Annotated in this window: 12 protein-coding genes; 4 read left to right on the top strand and 8 right to left on the bottom strand. The window is 53.6% G+C overall.

Going from position 1 to position 13,603, the window contains the following annotated elements; genetic code table 11:
• Positions 1-19: 19 nt before the first annotated feature.
• The 4 genes from SH527x_RS00360 to SH527x_RS00375 all read left to right on the top strand — a co-directional run bounded on the left by SH527x_RS00360 (position 20) and on the right by SH527x_RS00375 (position 5,205).
• Entirely contained in the window at positions 20-256 is a 237-nt protein-coding gene (locus SH527x_RS00360) for a hypothetical protein (protein WP_437192671.1), read from the top strand.
• Between the two features lie 136 nt (positions 257-392).
• Positions 393-1,769: a DUF1501 domain-containing protein gene (locus tag SH527x_RS00365; protein WP_437192672.1), complete on the top strand. Its 1,377-nt coding sequence runs from the start codon at positions 393-395 to the stop codon at positions 1,767-1,769.
• Positions 1,770-2,255: 486 nt separating this feature from the next.
• Positions 2,256-3,791 (top strand): protein kinase domain-containing protein, encoded by a 1,536-nt coding sequence (locus tag SH527x_RS00370; RefSeq protein ID WP_437192673.1) that lies wholly within the window; start codon positions 2,256-2,258, stop codon positions 3,789-3,791.
• A gap of 436 nt (positions 3,792-4,227) precedes the next feature.
• Positions 4,228-5,205, top strand: a complete 978-nt coding sequence (locus SH527x_RS00375; RefSeq protein WP_437192674.1) for an acetyl-CoA carboxylase carboxyltransferase subunit alpha — start codon at positions 4,228-4,230, stop codon at positions 5,203-5,205.
• Between the two features lie 761 nt (positions 5,206-5,966).
• Here SH527x_RS00375 and SH527x_RS00380 read toward each other — a convergent pair.
• From SH527x_RS00380 to SH527x_RS00415, 8 genes are all read right to left on the bottom strand, one after another.
• Complete coding sequence (locus SH527x_RS00380) at positions 5,967-6,557, bottom strand: hypothetical protein (protein WP_437192675.1); 591 nt, start codon at positions 6,555-6,557, stop codon at positions 5,967-5,969.
• A 109-nt stretch (positions 6,558-6,666) separates the two neighbouring features.
• Positions 6,667-6,939: a hypothetical protein gene (locus SH527x_RS00385; RefSeq protein WP_437192676.1), complete on the bottom strand. Its 273-nt coding sequence runs from the start codon at positions 6,937-6,939 to the stop codon at positions 6,667-6,669.
• Between the two features lies 1 nt (position 6,940).
• On the bottom strand, positions 6,941-7,876 hold the full coding sequence (locus SH527x_RS00390; RefSeq protein WP_437192677.1) for a hypothetical protein: 936 nt from the start codon (positions 7,874-7,876) through the stop codon (positions 6,941-6,943).
• Positions 7,839-9,473 carry a zonular occludens toxin domain-containing protein gene (locus SH527x_RS00395; protein WP_437192678.1) on the bottom strand — a complete coding sequence of 545 codons (1,635 nt, stop codon included), beginning with the start codon at positions 9,471-9,473 and terminating at the stop codon, positions 7,839-7,841. The genes SH527x_RS00390 and SH527x_RS00395 overlap by 38 nt, the downstream gene beginning before the upstream one ends.
• A 3-nt stretch (positions 9,474-9,476) precedes the next feature.
• Positions 9,477-9,827, bottom strand: coding sequence for a hypothetical protein (locus SH527x_RS00400; RefSeq protein WP_437192679.1), 351 nt, complete (start codon positions 9,825-9,827; stop codon positions 9,477-9,479).
• 3 nt (positions 9,828-9,830) lie between these two features.
• Positions 9,831-11,177, bottom strand: a complete 1,347-nt coding sequence (locus tag SH527x_RS00405; protein WP_437192680.1) for a hypothetical protein — start codon at positions 11,175-11,177, stop codon at positions 9,831-9,833.
• A gap of 285 nt (positions 11,178-11,462) precedes the next feature.
• A complete protein-coding gene (locus tag SH527x_RS00410) occupies positions 11,463-11,735 on the bottom strand; it encodes a hypothetical protein (protein ID WP_437192681.1) in 273 nt (90 codons plus the stop codon).
• 281 nt (positions 11,736-12,016) lie between these two features.
• Positions 12,017-13,570 (bottom strand): hypothetical protein, encoded by a 1,554-nt coding sequence (locus SH527x_RS00415; RefSeq protein WP_437192682.1) that lies wholly within the window; start codon positions 13,568-13,570, stop codon positions 12,017-12,019.
• Between the last annotated feature and the right edge of the window lie 33 nt (positions 13,571-13,603).

The following is a 13,603-nucleotide window of genomic DNA, read 5'->3' on the forward strand; positions in this document are numbered from 1 at the left end:
TCTGGAAGGTTTCTTTGTGATGAATTCGCTTCTGGCCCAGGTGAGTCGGTTAGACGACCAGATTTTTCGCGGACTGGTGATCCCGATTGGACTGGTCATTGTCTATTTTGGCTGGCGGGCTATTCAGCGACGCGAGTTTGTCGTGAATCGCCATGTCCCCCCGATTCGTGGGGTGATGGCAGTCGTTCTCGGTTGCGGGGTGATTGTGATCGGGGCAGCGGCTTCGTTGGTCTCCCTTGCAAGTTTCTTCAGATAGTCCGATCGCGTTACGCTCCGTTACGTGTTTGGGTTGGCATGTGTTGATGCGTCTTGGTTAGAATGTGATCGTGTGGGGCAGGTCATTTTGATCCTGTTCTGCAGCAATCAGATCTTCCCAGCCGAGGTGCGAATCAATGCTGTCATTGACTGGTCGGGGTCAGGCGCATACCTGCAATGGAGTCACTCGTCGCGATTTTCTGCAGGTCGGAGCATTGGGAGCCATTGGGCTTGGCTTGCCGCAGTATCTCGCTGCGAAAGAGGCAGGGCAGGTGAAAGACGGGCAGGATAATCGTTCCTGCATCATGATTTTTAATCTTGGCGCCCCGAGCCATATTGATCTTTTCGATATGAAGCCGCAGGCGGCTGCGGAAGTTCGAGGGCCTTTTCGTCCGATTGATACCGTTGCTCCGGGAATCCAGATCAGCGAATTGCTTCCCGGTCACGCGAAGATTGCAGACAAGTTTTCGCTCGTCCGTTCATGCCATCACACCGGAGCAGCAGTACATGATGCCGGTTGGCAGATGCTGCAGACTGGACGCATGTTTGCTGGCGGCGTCAATTCTCCCCATGCCGGAGCCGTTGTCAGTTATTTGAAAGGCCGGAAATCCGATCTTCCTCCGTTTGTGGTTTTGCCAGAATTGATGGGCAGGGGAGGGGGGAACCTTCCAAACGGTCAGGCAGGTGGTTTTCTTGGGAAAGCACACGACCCGTTTGCATTGAATGCCGATCCGTCTCAGCCCAACTTCAAGGTTCCTGATCTGCTGCCGCCGGCCGGGATCGGAGAGGCACGCATGGAGCGTCGCCGTCAAATGCGCGAGGTTGTGGATAACGCAATCTCCAGTTTCGAAGCGACCGAATCGGCACAGATGCTCAATCAGAATTTCGATGCGGCGTTTCGGATGATGAGCAGTCCGCAGGCACGCAAGGCATTTGACCTGAATGAAGAGTCAGCAGATACCCGTGAACGTTATGGAATGAACCGATTCGGGCAGTGTTGCCTTCTCGCCAGACGACTGATCGAGGCTGGTGTGCGATTTGTGACCATCAACACATTTCTCACCGTCTTCGATGAGATTACGTGGGATATACACGGTTCAAAACCGTTCACTTCGATTGAAGGAATGAAGCAAAACGTCTGTCCAATGTACGATCAGGCGTATTCCGCTCTCATTGGAGATCTTGTTGATCGAGGAATGCTTGATTCCACGCTCGTCTGCAATCTGGCCGAGTTTGGACGGACCCCAAGAGTGAACCCCGCCGGTGGGCGCGACCATTGGCCGCAGTGTTTCACTGTCTACTTTGCCGGAGGCGGAGTGCAGGGGGGACGCATTGTCGGAGCGAGTGATCCGATCGGTGGAGTTCCGGCAGATCGTCCAGTCGGGCCTGGGGATGTGGTTGCGACAATTTACCGCAGCCTCGGGATGAAACTCGAGACGCATCTCCCCGGTCCAGCAGGGCGCCCGTTTCCGCTCGTGGACTTCGGTCATAAAGAGATTCACGAGCTGTTCTGAAACGAATCGGCCAACACCGCTGTTCTAGACCCGGTTCGGTCTGGAAGCTGGCCGCGCAGCAGTCGCATTTACTGAAAATACTGAATCCCGAGAGCCTGAAACGCTGAATGATTTCTGGAATTGCTCTGGGGTGGAATGTCGAATGGCGCCAGAGCAGAGTGTCGTAGGCGGTTTTGATGCCCCAGTCGTCGAAAATCCAAAATCTTCGGTTCGCCCGGTTCTTAACTCGTTACATGTGTCAGCTTTCGCCGATCGATATGGAGATGGATTCAGGATTCGGCTGCAAAAGTGTGGGAGCTCACCTCCCGCCTGAGAAGCCGATGGAGACAGTGGTTCTGAGACCGGAAGACTTTTCGCGATCGGAAAGACCGTTGTTATCTTCATTTCCTGCGTTCTGTTGCCTAAAATAAAAGAACGTCCAATCGAAATATTCTGCTCAGAATATCCTGACCACTTCAGCCGGCTAGATATCTCAAAGGCTTCATCGTGGCCGACACAGAAACAATTGACGACTACGAACTGATCAACTGCATTTCTACCGGAAGCGCGACGCAAATCTGGGAAGTCAGGAAGACCGGGACGACGCAATCACTGGCAATGAAGATCCTTTTGCCGGAAGCGTTTAAAGACCCTGAGATGAAGAACTCGCTCAAGCACGAAGCGAGTATCGCCAAGTCTCTTGAGCATCCGAATATCATTCGCGTCCTGGAATCGAAGTTCACGCGGAAGCATGGCTATCTTGTCATGGAGTATTTCCGCGGTGGCAATCTGAAGACGATGATCCGCAATGAGCATGCTCAGGTGCAGGCCAAAGCCAAACGGGTCATGGAATGCATGTCTCAAGCCATTGGCTACATGCATGACAAGAAGTGGATTCACAAAGATGTGAAACCAGATAACGTCATGCTGACCAAAGGAGGCGAAGTTCGTCTGATTGACTTCTCTCTGGCAGGCCGGGCAGGGAGTATCGTGACACACGCTCTGAAGAAAAAACAGAACATCGTCATTCAGGGGACCAGAACGTATCTGGCTCCGGAATTGATTCGCCGCGAGGTGATTACGCCGTCTGTGGATATCTACAGTCTGGGAGTGATGTTCTTTGAAATGCTCGTCGGACACCCTCCATTCCGGCACGGGAATCCCAACGAATTGTTGATCATGCATGTTCGCGATCATGCTCCGCCACCATCGATGCTCGATAAGAACATCACACCGGAAGCGGACAAAATGGTCGCCAAGATGATGTCGAAGTTTCCTAAAGATCGACATGCAAACATGCAGGAAGTGTATGCAGAGATTCGCAATCTGAATCTCTTCCATGAGGACCCGATTGAGCACGCACGCAAGATGCAACTGAAGTTTGCTGCATCGGATGCTCAGACACAGAACGATCGATTGAATAGTCGCCGCGATGCAGAGCGGACAGCGTCCGGTGACGTACTTCCTCCAAGGCCCAAGCCAAAGGTTGTGCTTCCAGAAGAGAAGCCAGCAGCGAAACCGACAGCGAAGCCCGTTGTCGCTGCCGCTCCGCCTCAAGCGCCGCCGCAATTTGCTCCATTTCCGGGGATGCCTATGCCTGGTTATGGGATGCCACCTGGCTACCCCATGCAGCCCGGAATGCCAATGCAGGGCTATCCGATGCACCCTGGGATGCCCCAGATGCCGTTTCCGGGATACCCGGGAATGCAGATGCCGGGCATGCCACCTCAGGGGATGCCACCTCAGGGGATGCCACCACAAGGCATGCCGCCGGGGATGCCGCCGGGGATGCCGATGATGCCACCTCCCGGGATGCAGATGCCAGGGGGAATGCCACAGCCGGGAATGCCGCCAGGGATGCCTCCGCAACCGGGATTTGGGATGCCGGGAGCATTTCCACCGGGAATGGGACCGATTCCCGGGCAGGCTCCGCAGCAGCAGGTGCCGCGACCACCAGTGCCAGCCAGTCCACCGCCAGCTCCTCAATCACCGCCGCAGGAGGAAGCTCCCATGGCGTCGATTGATGACTTCGACATTGAGTAACCTATATGCTGGAAAAGGTTTAGGAACGCGTTCAAGTTTTTGGAGAGCTTGACCGCGGGCTCTTTAAATGACTAGGCCGTTCTGGCGGGGCGATTTTTGTCTCGTCCAGTCGGCAACGGTCAGGCGGTCTTTCCCTGAAGTTCGTTGCTGGGTAAAGTTTGCATCTGACAGCCGGGGTCGGGCGATGCTCGAATTCTGCTGAAGACATTTGCTTGAGTGGATTTTGACTGGAAGCGGCCGGATCGATTCCGCAAGCCCGTCGGGCTGCTGCTGGCCAGTGTGAGTCCGTCCTCAATTGCGTTGCGGTGCAAACAGGTTCAGAGCCGGTGTTTGGCTGCAACGTTGCCATAAACCAAGGCATCCTTGTGATTGCAAGGGGCCGGAATGGCGAAAGCATATCGACCAATTCGCAATTTGCTTAAGGTATAAATAAGTCATGTCAGCCCCAATCCCTTTGCCGTTCGAGCGGCCAATTGTCGATTTGGAAAAGCAGCTCGAAACGCTGGAGGCCCAGCCCAATCCAACCGCAGCAATTCTTGAATCCATTCGCAATATGCGAACGGAACTGACGAAGCTGCGACGTGAGATTTATGAGCAACTCGGGCCATGGGAAATCGTTCAGGTTGCCCGTCACGAGTCTCGTCCGCAATCACTGGACTATATTGAGCTTGTGTTCGACGAGTTCGTGGAGTTGCATGGCGATAAAGCGTTCGGCGACGATCGGGCGATTCTCACCGGTTTCGCCAAGCTGGACGACAGAAAAGTGATGCTGATTGCCCAGCAAAAGGGGCGAAATCTCGAAGAGCGACTTGAGCACAATTACGGGATGGCGCATCCAGAGGGCTATCGAAAAGCTCTTTCCAAGATGCAGATGGCCGCAAAGTACAATCTGCCAATCATTTGCCTGATCGATACGGCTGGTGCCTACCCGGGAATCGAGGCCGAAGAACGTGGCCAGGCTTACCAGATTGCGTACAACCTGCGCGAAATGAGTCGGGTCAATGTGCCCGTCGTTTGCGTTGTCATCGGCGAAGGCGGCAGCGGCGGAGCTTTGGGGATCGGGATTGGCGATCACGTTGCGATTCTGCGTTTCGCCTATTATTCGGTGATCAGCCCTGAAGGCTGTGCCAGCATTCTGTGGAAGCACGCCAAGCATGCAGACAAAGCGGCCAAGTCGCTCAGGTTCACATCCAGTGACCTGCTGAAGTTTGGAATTGTGGACGAAGTGATTGATGAACCACTTGGCGGCGCTCATCGCGACCACCGGAAAATGGCGACGTTGTTGAAAGCGTCGCTGTCAGATGCTTTGAAGAAATTGACCGACCTGCCACAGGATCAGCTGCTCGATCGTCGGTACGGAAAGTTCCGTAAGATCGGCGAGTTCGAAGAAGCGGTGATCGCTCAAGAGGCATAGTGCAACTTCAAACGTCAGATTTGGGCAATCGCCGTTTGAAAATTTATTCAGGCTGAAGATGAAATGGAGAGCGAGATTCGCTCTCCATTTTTTTATGCGCGCTGCTTTTGAAACAGGGGAGATTCAGAGAACGAGCTTCTGAAAATCTCCTCTGCGGCGATCAATGATCGCTCGACAAATGGATCGTTGGTTGGGACGCCCGTTTGCGATTCGCGTTGAATTTCGTAATTCAGCTTCGGGAAGAAATCACTCTAAAATTCGGATTGTGAATTGAGAGTCGTCCGAAGTTGGATGGGTGTGAATTGAAGCTCTCGTTCGACATTGATTCCGCATTGGGCATGTCAATGTGCTCAAAGTCTCCCGGCGCAACTCTCTTGGAAATGAGTGGGACGGACCACGACATGACCAAGCAGCCAGAAATCGCTCCCGCCAGACCCTGATCTACGTCGAAAATGAACATAACGGACATTATCGGACGTTGCAGTAGGTCCAAAAGCAAGACGAGGAAAGCACTTGCGATTTCGCGATGCTTCAAAAGAAGCGTTTTATTTCCGTTACGGTGCAAATTATTTTTCAAGAATTTTTCCACCCGTTGACGGTCTCTGAACAGTTGCTGACGACATTTCAGTGAGCATGTCTCGCGTCTCCTACCTGCCCCGTACATGTGCAGCAATGGACGATTGCAGACCTGACATCTCAAACGTTCCTTCGAGCCAATGATTCCGAGCCTCCTTGCACCGCGATGGCGGTGCTTTCCCATGTCAGTCTCCAGTTGGTGTTGCTTTGTAGTTCAGCTTGAGCTTGCCGATTTCGGCGGTGTACGTCGAGGCGAATAGACGGCCCTCCAGTCGATAGAGATTTGGACCACTCGAACGTGTTGCGTTCACCCTGTAGAAGGCAACGAGAGCATGCGGGTACTTAATGTCTGATTCTTTGACGTACACCAGATCAGCCAAGATCTGAACACGATCACCGACCCGAAGGCTCAGTGCTTCATCAGACGTGCATTGCAGACTGAGGATTGCAGCCTGCGGTGTGAGAACCAACTTGGAAAATGCCTTTGCCGCTGGCGATCGATACTTGATGTGTGCCATGTTGTATTGAGGCAGAAACTTGACCTCAGAAACAAATCCATCGATCTTGACTGACACCTTGCCGAACTGTTTCTGGAAATCTTCAACGGCAGTTTCCCAGCGTGCTTGTTTCTGAGCTTCAGTTCCGGAGAGCTTGAATGCGTTCCATGCCGCAGCTTCGCGGGCGAGCTGCGGTTGCAGCATGACTTTGTCAGCTGCACGCACCTGGGCGAATGTTGTCAGAGCGAGAATCACCGTTGCCAGTCGTAAAATCATCATTGGCCCTCAAATAACAAAAGACGGCAGAGAATCGTTGAGTGATTCATCTTACCGTCTTTCTGTTGTCAGTTCATCCGGATCGAATGGAAAAGTCCGGTTCTTCCTTACGTCAGACTTCCGTCTTTTCCATTCGGCGGGATGCCAGTTCAGACAATTTGCGGTCAATCGATTCGTCAAGGATTCTCAGAACTTCCGATCTCACCTGATCGTCTTTTCCGTCCTGAAACCCCCGATCGTAGGATTCGGTTTCCAGATCGAACATGTCACGTTCTGTCGGTTGACGATATCGATCTTCAGCGAGTTTCATGGCTGCATAGCAGAGGCAAAAGACGGGGGCGAATCCGCAGGCGTAGAAAAATCCGCTGGTGAGTTCAAACCACATTTCAGAGTCCTTTCTTGATTCTGTAACACTTCGCAAAGATCAGCCAAACATCAGCTTCTTTGTTTTTCGTTTTGCCCAGGGTGAGCAGGGCACCACTCCCCTGCTCTTGTTTTCCGCGACGAAGTCCACCGAGCAAATAAACGCCACCGGTCTCAACATCCGTCTGACAGGTCAGCCCCTGATCGTCAGTTGTCGGCCCCAGTTCGCGGTCGATCCCCTGAACGTCGCTGACATTCAGTTTGAGCGACAGACGGCCAACATTTTCAGAGAGTTCCCGGACGGACGCAGTTGCCTCCAAACCGGTTTGCACGTAACGGACGTTGTTGGCGACGTTGCCGTTCTGGCCGGTGATCACAGAGTTGCGGACGGGAATTCGCAGGCCCTTTGTCACTGTAGTGTCACTGCCATCAACGCACGTGAAAACCGGATCGGAGATGATCCGCATCGTCGAACGTTCGCGGGTTGCTCGAAGGACTGCCGTGAGCGATACATCAGCGACTGAGGAACCGCCCTCCCCTCTGATGCCTTGAATTGCACCAGCGGCCAGATCACGTGTGACATTGCTCAGGTTCGCGTAACCGGCCGCGAGTTCGAGAGCAGGGTTCACATCGAGTCCGAAATCCATGAGGTCTTTATCCGACATGGAAATAATGTGCAGCTGCACGCACCACGTCACACTCGGAGAGGTTTCGAGACGGTCAAAGACATCAAGTACTCGCTCAACGATTTCGAGTCGGTCGCCAACAACCACGAGACCATCAGGACTGGCGAACATGGTTCCTTCAGGACTCAGGAACCCACCAACGGCCGCTGTTACCTGTTCTTCGTTCAACCGGCGAACCTTACGAACTAAAACCACCTTGTCTTCAGGCTTCGGAGTTCCGAGGAAGTAAACGGATTTAATCTCGATCAGTTCCGCCCCCAACTGGCGGGCCACTGTTGTCAGGGCTGTTCGGAGTGGTGTTTCCCTGAAGTCGGCTGTCACTGTCAGTTCCGCCAAGTCCTGTGCCGCCCCCACGCAGATATCGAATTGATCGGCGAGGAGTTTCTGGAATTGGCGTAATGGCATTTGATTGAGGGACGCCGTTACGTGTCGGTCTCCAGCTTCCTTGACTTCCCGCTGGATCACTGGGGCCGGGGCCGCTTTGTAGATTTCGGTCAGGGACGGGATGGAGTGACCGGGTTCCGGGAATTGCACCTGGGGAGGACTCACCGGGACCGGCTTCGATCTCTGAGATCCAGTTGCGCAGCCGCTGATGTTGCCGAGGACTAAGAACGCCAACACGCAGGACGTTTTCCCCAGCAATTTTGACCACGCCCGCCTTCGCGTCGATCTCTTCAACCGCAAGCCCTGCAAACTTGCCGTACGATATCTTTTCTCCAACTCCAACATTTGAACCGTCTGAGAAATATGCCCGATCACGGACAACACCGACAAGAGACGTAAGAGATTCCGCATATTCGGATGCCTTGGCTAAGTGTCCAGCGAGGAATTGATTTGTTCTGGCGAGTTCTTCGAGCTTCGCCTTGTCTTCCGGAAGTGCCGCCATCGTTGGTTGCGGATCACGAGCATTCAGCGTTGCCGGTCTGCCTGACTTCGTTCTCGCTTCCGGTGATGCCGGATCTGAGGCGAGTACTCCGAACGTGGACGATGCGGAGTAAAACAGCGAATCCACAATCCAACCGAGACCGCCAAACGCAAAGAGCCAGAGAACCAGTGAAACGATTGAAACCCGCAGCAGCGTTGGCCAAATGTTGCGGTCGAGATACCAAACGATCAGACGAGGCCAGCTGTATCGTTCCCACTCTTCCTTCGGTCGGTTCTGCGAACCGTCCCCCTGCCCTTCCGCTTCAATGGTGTTGTACGAGTCATAGCACTCGTAATGCTCCCGGCGATGAAAGATGTACTGGCTGTTGTCGCTCTTGAAATCCCGGGCGGATTTCCCCTGCTGGACCCCTTCTCTGACAACCGTCAGGCCGACTTTCTTGCGGCGAATCTTCGCCATGATCTGCAAACAGTCGTACCACTTGGCACCGGTCAGCGGTTCCCGCAACTGGTTCGGCGAATAAATTCGCGTCTGAACCCCTGCCTCATTTCTGGCATCGGTCGCCAGCTTAAATTCGTGCTGTGTGATCAGTTGGGCGGTTGCTCCAGAGTGCCGCAGTCCACCAGTCCATTCACCGAGTTTCGCCAGATGTTGCTTGCTGTGTTTCTTGCCGAAGTAGCGATGAGCTTCATCGATCGCGACGTGAGCCCCTTTGATGTCTCTATCTTTGAAGAAGTCCCACGGGCCGGATTCTTCCTTGATCCAGAGTTGCAATTCTGACGCTGGAATCAGCTTCAATCGGCGTTCGACTTCCTCAACTGACTTGCCTGAGAGCTTGGCAAGTCCTTCTGGTTTAAGCGGAAGATTGTGCCAGTAGTCACCAGCTTCATCCCGCAGAAAAGAGACACACAGAAACGCCGAAACGTAAAGTGACTTCCCTGCCCCGCTCTCTCCGATCACGCACTCCAATTGCGGACGGCTCGCCATGTATTAACCTCCTAATGTTGGAATCCAAGACTTCACAAAACGCAGTGCGGCAATCGAAGCACACACTGTTAAATAAGTCACAAAGCACCACAGAAAAGTGTCAATCGGTATCCACGCATTGACCTGGGCGAACCACGGAGCCAACTGCACGAAGACATCCGGCATAGTCGGCAGGAACCCTGCCAAGATTTGGGCCAGAGACGTGGCCCAATCGAGCCCTTGCAGGATGACCCAGCAGAAGAACCGTTTGACACCTTTAAAGACGGACTTGATAAATGTGTCGAGCCACTTTTTCGGGTTGAGCCAGTCCGTCCATGACTCTTCTTCCGCCAACAGACTAAGCAACATTTCCATAGGTCACCGTGATGGGTCGAAGATCGCAAACAGGATGGCTCGCAGGCCGAACGCATAGGCAATCAGAGAAAGGAGGTTGCGGAATTCGGTCCGACGTTCGCCGAACCAATTAAAGACTTCGTGGTTCGTAGGGCGAGTCGGATTGCCCTCCTCATCCGTACCGCCAGAATCGCGTGATCCGATCCACATTTGCAGATCGCTCAGGTCACCGCCGAAACGTTCTCCGAAGGCGACAGGCCGCCCAAAGAGGTATATGGGAGTTGCCCCGAGATCGAACTCGAATTCGTACTGACTTGTCTGAGTCGATGAAGTGGCGGGGATCTTCGCGAGGAAGAGAGCTTTAATCGCTGCAATCTTCTCAGGGATCTTGAACTCGCACGAATTACAGTTCACATCCTTATCGTTCGGGTCGGGGTCTTCATCATCGCAACAATCGTCTTTATCTTTATCCTCACACTTGCAGTCACAGCTGGGGACGAGACAGCCGAATCCGTTGTTTTCCCATTTGACGGTCCCAGCATCACCGTTTTCGCATTCGCAATCAGCCCCCTCATCCATCTCACGGTAGGGATTGCCTTCCAGTACATCTTCGATCCCATTCCCGTCATAGTCTTCATTACATCCGCCCGGAGGCGTCCCCTTGCAAACTAAATAAGGGCAACCGTCTGGCCCGGTTTCCCGTTGGTATGTGCCGGGAACATCACTACCGTCCACGTCGCGATAAATGCAATCTCCGCCGTCGCCTGTGACTTCGGGGCAAGGCTCGCAGCCGTCGCAAAAGGTGCCGACGGGGCAACCGTTTTCGTAAACATATGTAATGGTCCCGGTACCGGACTCCCCTTCCCCACAAGGACACGTGGAACCTTCGGGCGTTGACGGCGGTGGCGGGCATGTCATGCAATTCGCCGTGTTGCAGGCGAGGTAATCGCATCCGTCTTCGTTCTGAGCCACGGTATATGTTGCACCGAATTGCGGTGATGGGCAGCAATTCAGGCCGACGAGAGAGGTGTTAACGGGATCACATTCGCTGGGGCAATCTGCGCACGGACCAGGGATCAGAGCTAGAAGTGCGGGACGAAACTGATTCCACCAATAGTGGTCCGGAATGTCGATAAATTGCCCGGAGTATTGATAAGTGATCCGCTTTGTTCCGTCGCAACGGACATATAAACGGAAGACGAATTGATAAGTGTCTGCCGGATTTTCATCCGGCCATAGGAGCAACTTGCGTTCCGTCATCCAGTGGCCGCCATCGTCGCAGTACCCAGGCTGATAGATCACTAGCGTTTGAACACCAGCGTGTGAGATTTGTGCCGCGAGAAGCAGGCAGAAGAAAGCTAAATAACGCACGGCCTACCCCCAGAAATTCTTATTGCGAGCGGCGTATAGGATGACTTGAAAGCTAATGCCCGCACTGGTCGCACAAGTGGCGAAGCAGATGACAGAGAGTTGTCGATTGATGGCTTGCAGCAAGAGCAGGATTGCATCAAGAGTTTGCGGGTCATCCATGACAGCACGCTGGGGAGTTGAGGAGAGAGGAGTATCGAGGTGAGAGGGTCGCCCCCCTTGCGGGGGGCTCAGCTCCGGGCCTTCCGGCCCTCCGCCCGTGGCTAAAGGATCACGGACGGGAAAGGGCTATTTCTTCACGAACTTGCGAACGATTCCGTACAAGAAACCGACGATGAAGATACCGAGAGCGAGACCGACGGCGGCTTTGATGACGGTTCCCATAGTGGTGCCGATGTTCGTAATCGCTGAGGTGAAGTCAGCCGCTGGCACGACATCGGTAACAGTCAGGCCGCTTTCCTGTGCCATTGCCGGAACGCCGAGAGCGAAACCGCCCAAAACGAGCAACACTGGGAGATAGAACCGGACAAACGAGACAGCTTTTGCGATTGCAGTGTTCATAAAACTCATTCTTTCAAGACGCTGAGATGTTTCGCTGGTCCTGTGAACCAGAACATCAAATACAACGCCATATGGAACAGAAGAAACTGAAGGTGAAGCCATGCGAACAGACCGAACGTGTTAAGTATTGTCGTTTCTTCCATGACTCCCCTTCCCTTTAAACACTCGCCGACAAACAGGTCGAACGAGGATCAGCACTAACGTTAGTGCTAATGCGGTGCCAATTGCGGTCAGGAGACCGACAACAGCTTGTACGAGTAAATGAGCGATGTAGCCTTGCATCAGTTCGCCCCTGCAAGGATTGATTTCTGAACGAACGACGCACCAACAGCGGATTCCGCTTCCTGATTCAGTTCTGCATCAAGGCGACCCAACAGAGCATCCATAATTGCCTTATTGGATTTCCCGCTGAACGGGAGGCCGATAGAGTTTTGCCAACGGAACGCACGATTGACTTGATCGGGATGGATGGCTTCCCAGCCCCCTACCCTACCGGCCGCGTCGTCTAGCTGATCAATGACCGTCGCCCGAAGATCCCAGGGCGATTCACACGGGCCAACAGTGCGAGCGACTGCCGACGTAATGAACCCCAGAGACATGCGAGCCAGCTGCGAGCCGTTGTCTTTTGGCTCCGGCTTCACACGGTCAAGTCGTGCCTGATGTTCTTCTGATCGGAATCGGAAGCCGACGAGGAAGTTGGCTTGGACCCGCTTCCACACCTGATGGATTTCACGGCGATCTTTGTTTTTACCATCATAGCTCTTGGTTCCCACGATCCATTCATGGGTTAACTCGTGGACCAGAGACGGCACAGACTTTTGAAAATCGTCAATAGTTTCGATACCACGAAGACGAAGAGGAGCAGAACGCAACTGGAACTCAACACGAGTCACAGGCGTATCAGCAGCCACGCCCCACGCATCACGCATGGGCTTGAGCCGCTCTGAATGACGGCATTTCTCCAGCTGCAGAACCTTATTGTAAATGCGGCAGACGCTGGCACCTTTGCCGAACTGGTATCCTAAATCTTCCTTCGTTTTGCCGTACTCAGCGAGGTCGAACGTACCGTCTGCCACCTGTGTCAGAGCTTCTGTGATCGTCTTCAGTTCCGCTTGCCCCCAGAGCTTACGGAGTTCAGCCACTACGGCTTCAAAGCCCCGCTTAAATCCTTTCTTGACGGCTTCCGCGATATCGTGCTTATCAACACCGCTAAAACGCCCAACCCAACGGCAACGAGAGACGAAACCGCCCCGCTTCATGATCGGTTGGAACTTTTTGACGTGCAGGCCGACACAATCTGAGAAGAGGTCCACACGGCTCAGAGTGTGGCGGGAGACATCAGCACCGAGAGCATTAATGATTTTCCGCACCGCCCACCACGCGGAATGGATTCTCCAGCTGTGTTGCATCATCACACCGCCCATTACGGAAATGATCATGTTGTGCTTTCTGCCGGGCTTTCCATTGCGAGCGAGAGCGAAATAGATCCCGTCCACAATGAACTTGAATGGCATACCGCCGCCGGTTGGTGTGCCGCTAGGACTCAGCTGGATGGTGATTCCCCGCCAGTCGAGGGCAACGTCTTTATGAATCTCGCGGGCTTGCTTCTGATGCTCTTCCAGAGCCGCCATGAGTTCTTCAAAGTACCCTTCCCTGAACCATGCCCAAACCGCTACCGAAAACGAATCTACACCTGCAACTGGGGCGAGATCCTTCAGATTATTATGTGGATTAGGCGATAGCGTGATACATGGCTCGCTATCGCCTTTCTTCAGTGCAAACTTTGGATCCAGTGGGGCGGCTTCAAGTTCGGCAACGTTAAACGAAACACTCATGATCGATCATCCTATAGCTAAGGATCACACCCT

The sequence above is a fragment of the Planctomicrobium limosum genome, assembly GCF_051465645.1.
Taxonomy (GTDB): Bacteria; Planctomycetota; Planctomycetia; order Planctomycetales; family Planctomycetaceae; genus Planctomicrobium.

Bases quoted from the DNA above. Each gene is read 5' to 3' on its own strand.
- SH527x_RS00415 (WP_437192682.1), bottom strand. From the start codon at position 13,570: ATGAGTGTTTCGTTTAACGTTGCCGAACTTGAAGCCGCCCCACTGGAT.
- SH527x_RS00400 (WP_437192679.1), bottom strand. From the start codon at position 9,827: ATGGAAATGTTGCTTAGTCTGTTGGCGGAAGAAGAGTCATGGACGGAC.
- SH527x_RS00375 (WP_437192674.1), top strand. From the start codon at position 4,228: ATGTCAGCCCCAATCCCTTTGCCGTTCGAGCGGCCAATTGTCGATTTG.
- SH527x_RS00410 (WP_437192681.1), bottom strand. From the start codon at position 11,735: ATGAACACTGCAATCGCAAAAGCTGTCTCGTTTGTCCGGTTCTATCTC.
- SH527x_RS00385 (WP_437192676.1), bottom strand. From the start codon at position 6,939: ATGTGGTTTGAACTCACCAGCGGATTTTTCTACGCCTGCGGATTCGCC.
- SH527x_RS00360 (WP_437192671.1), top strand. From the start codon at position 20: ATGAATTCGCTTCTGGCCCAGGTGAGTCGGTTAGACGACCAGATTTTT.
- SH527x_RS00380 (WP_437192675.1), bottom strand. From the start codon at position 6,557: ATGATGATTTTACGACTGGCAACGGTGATTCTCGCTCTGACAACATTC.
- SH527x_RS00365 (WP_437192672.1), top strand. From the start codon at position 393: ATGCTGTCATTGACTGGTCGGGGTCAGGCGCATACCTGCAATGGAGTC.
- SH527x_RS00395 (WP_437192678.1), bottom strand. From the start codon at position 9,473: ATGGCGAGCCGTCCGCAATTGGAGTGCGTGATCGGAGAGAGCGGGGCA.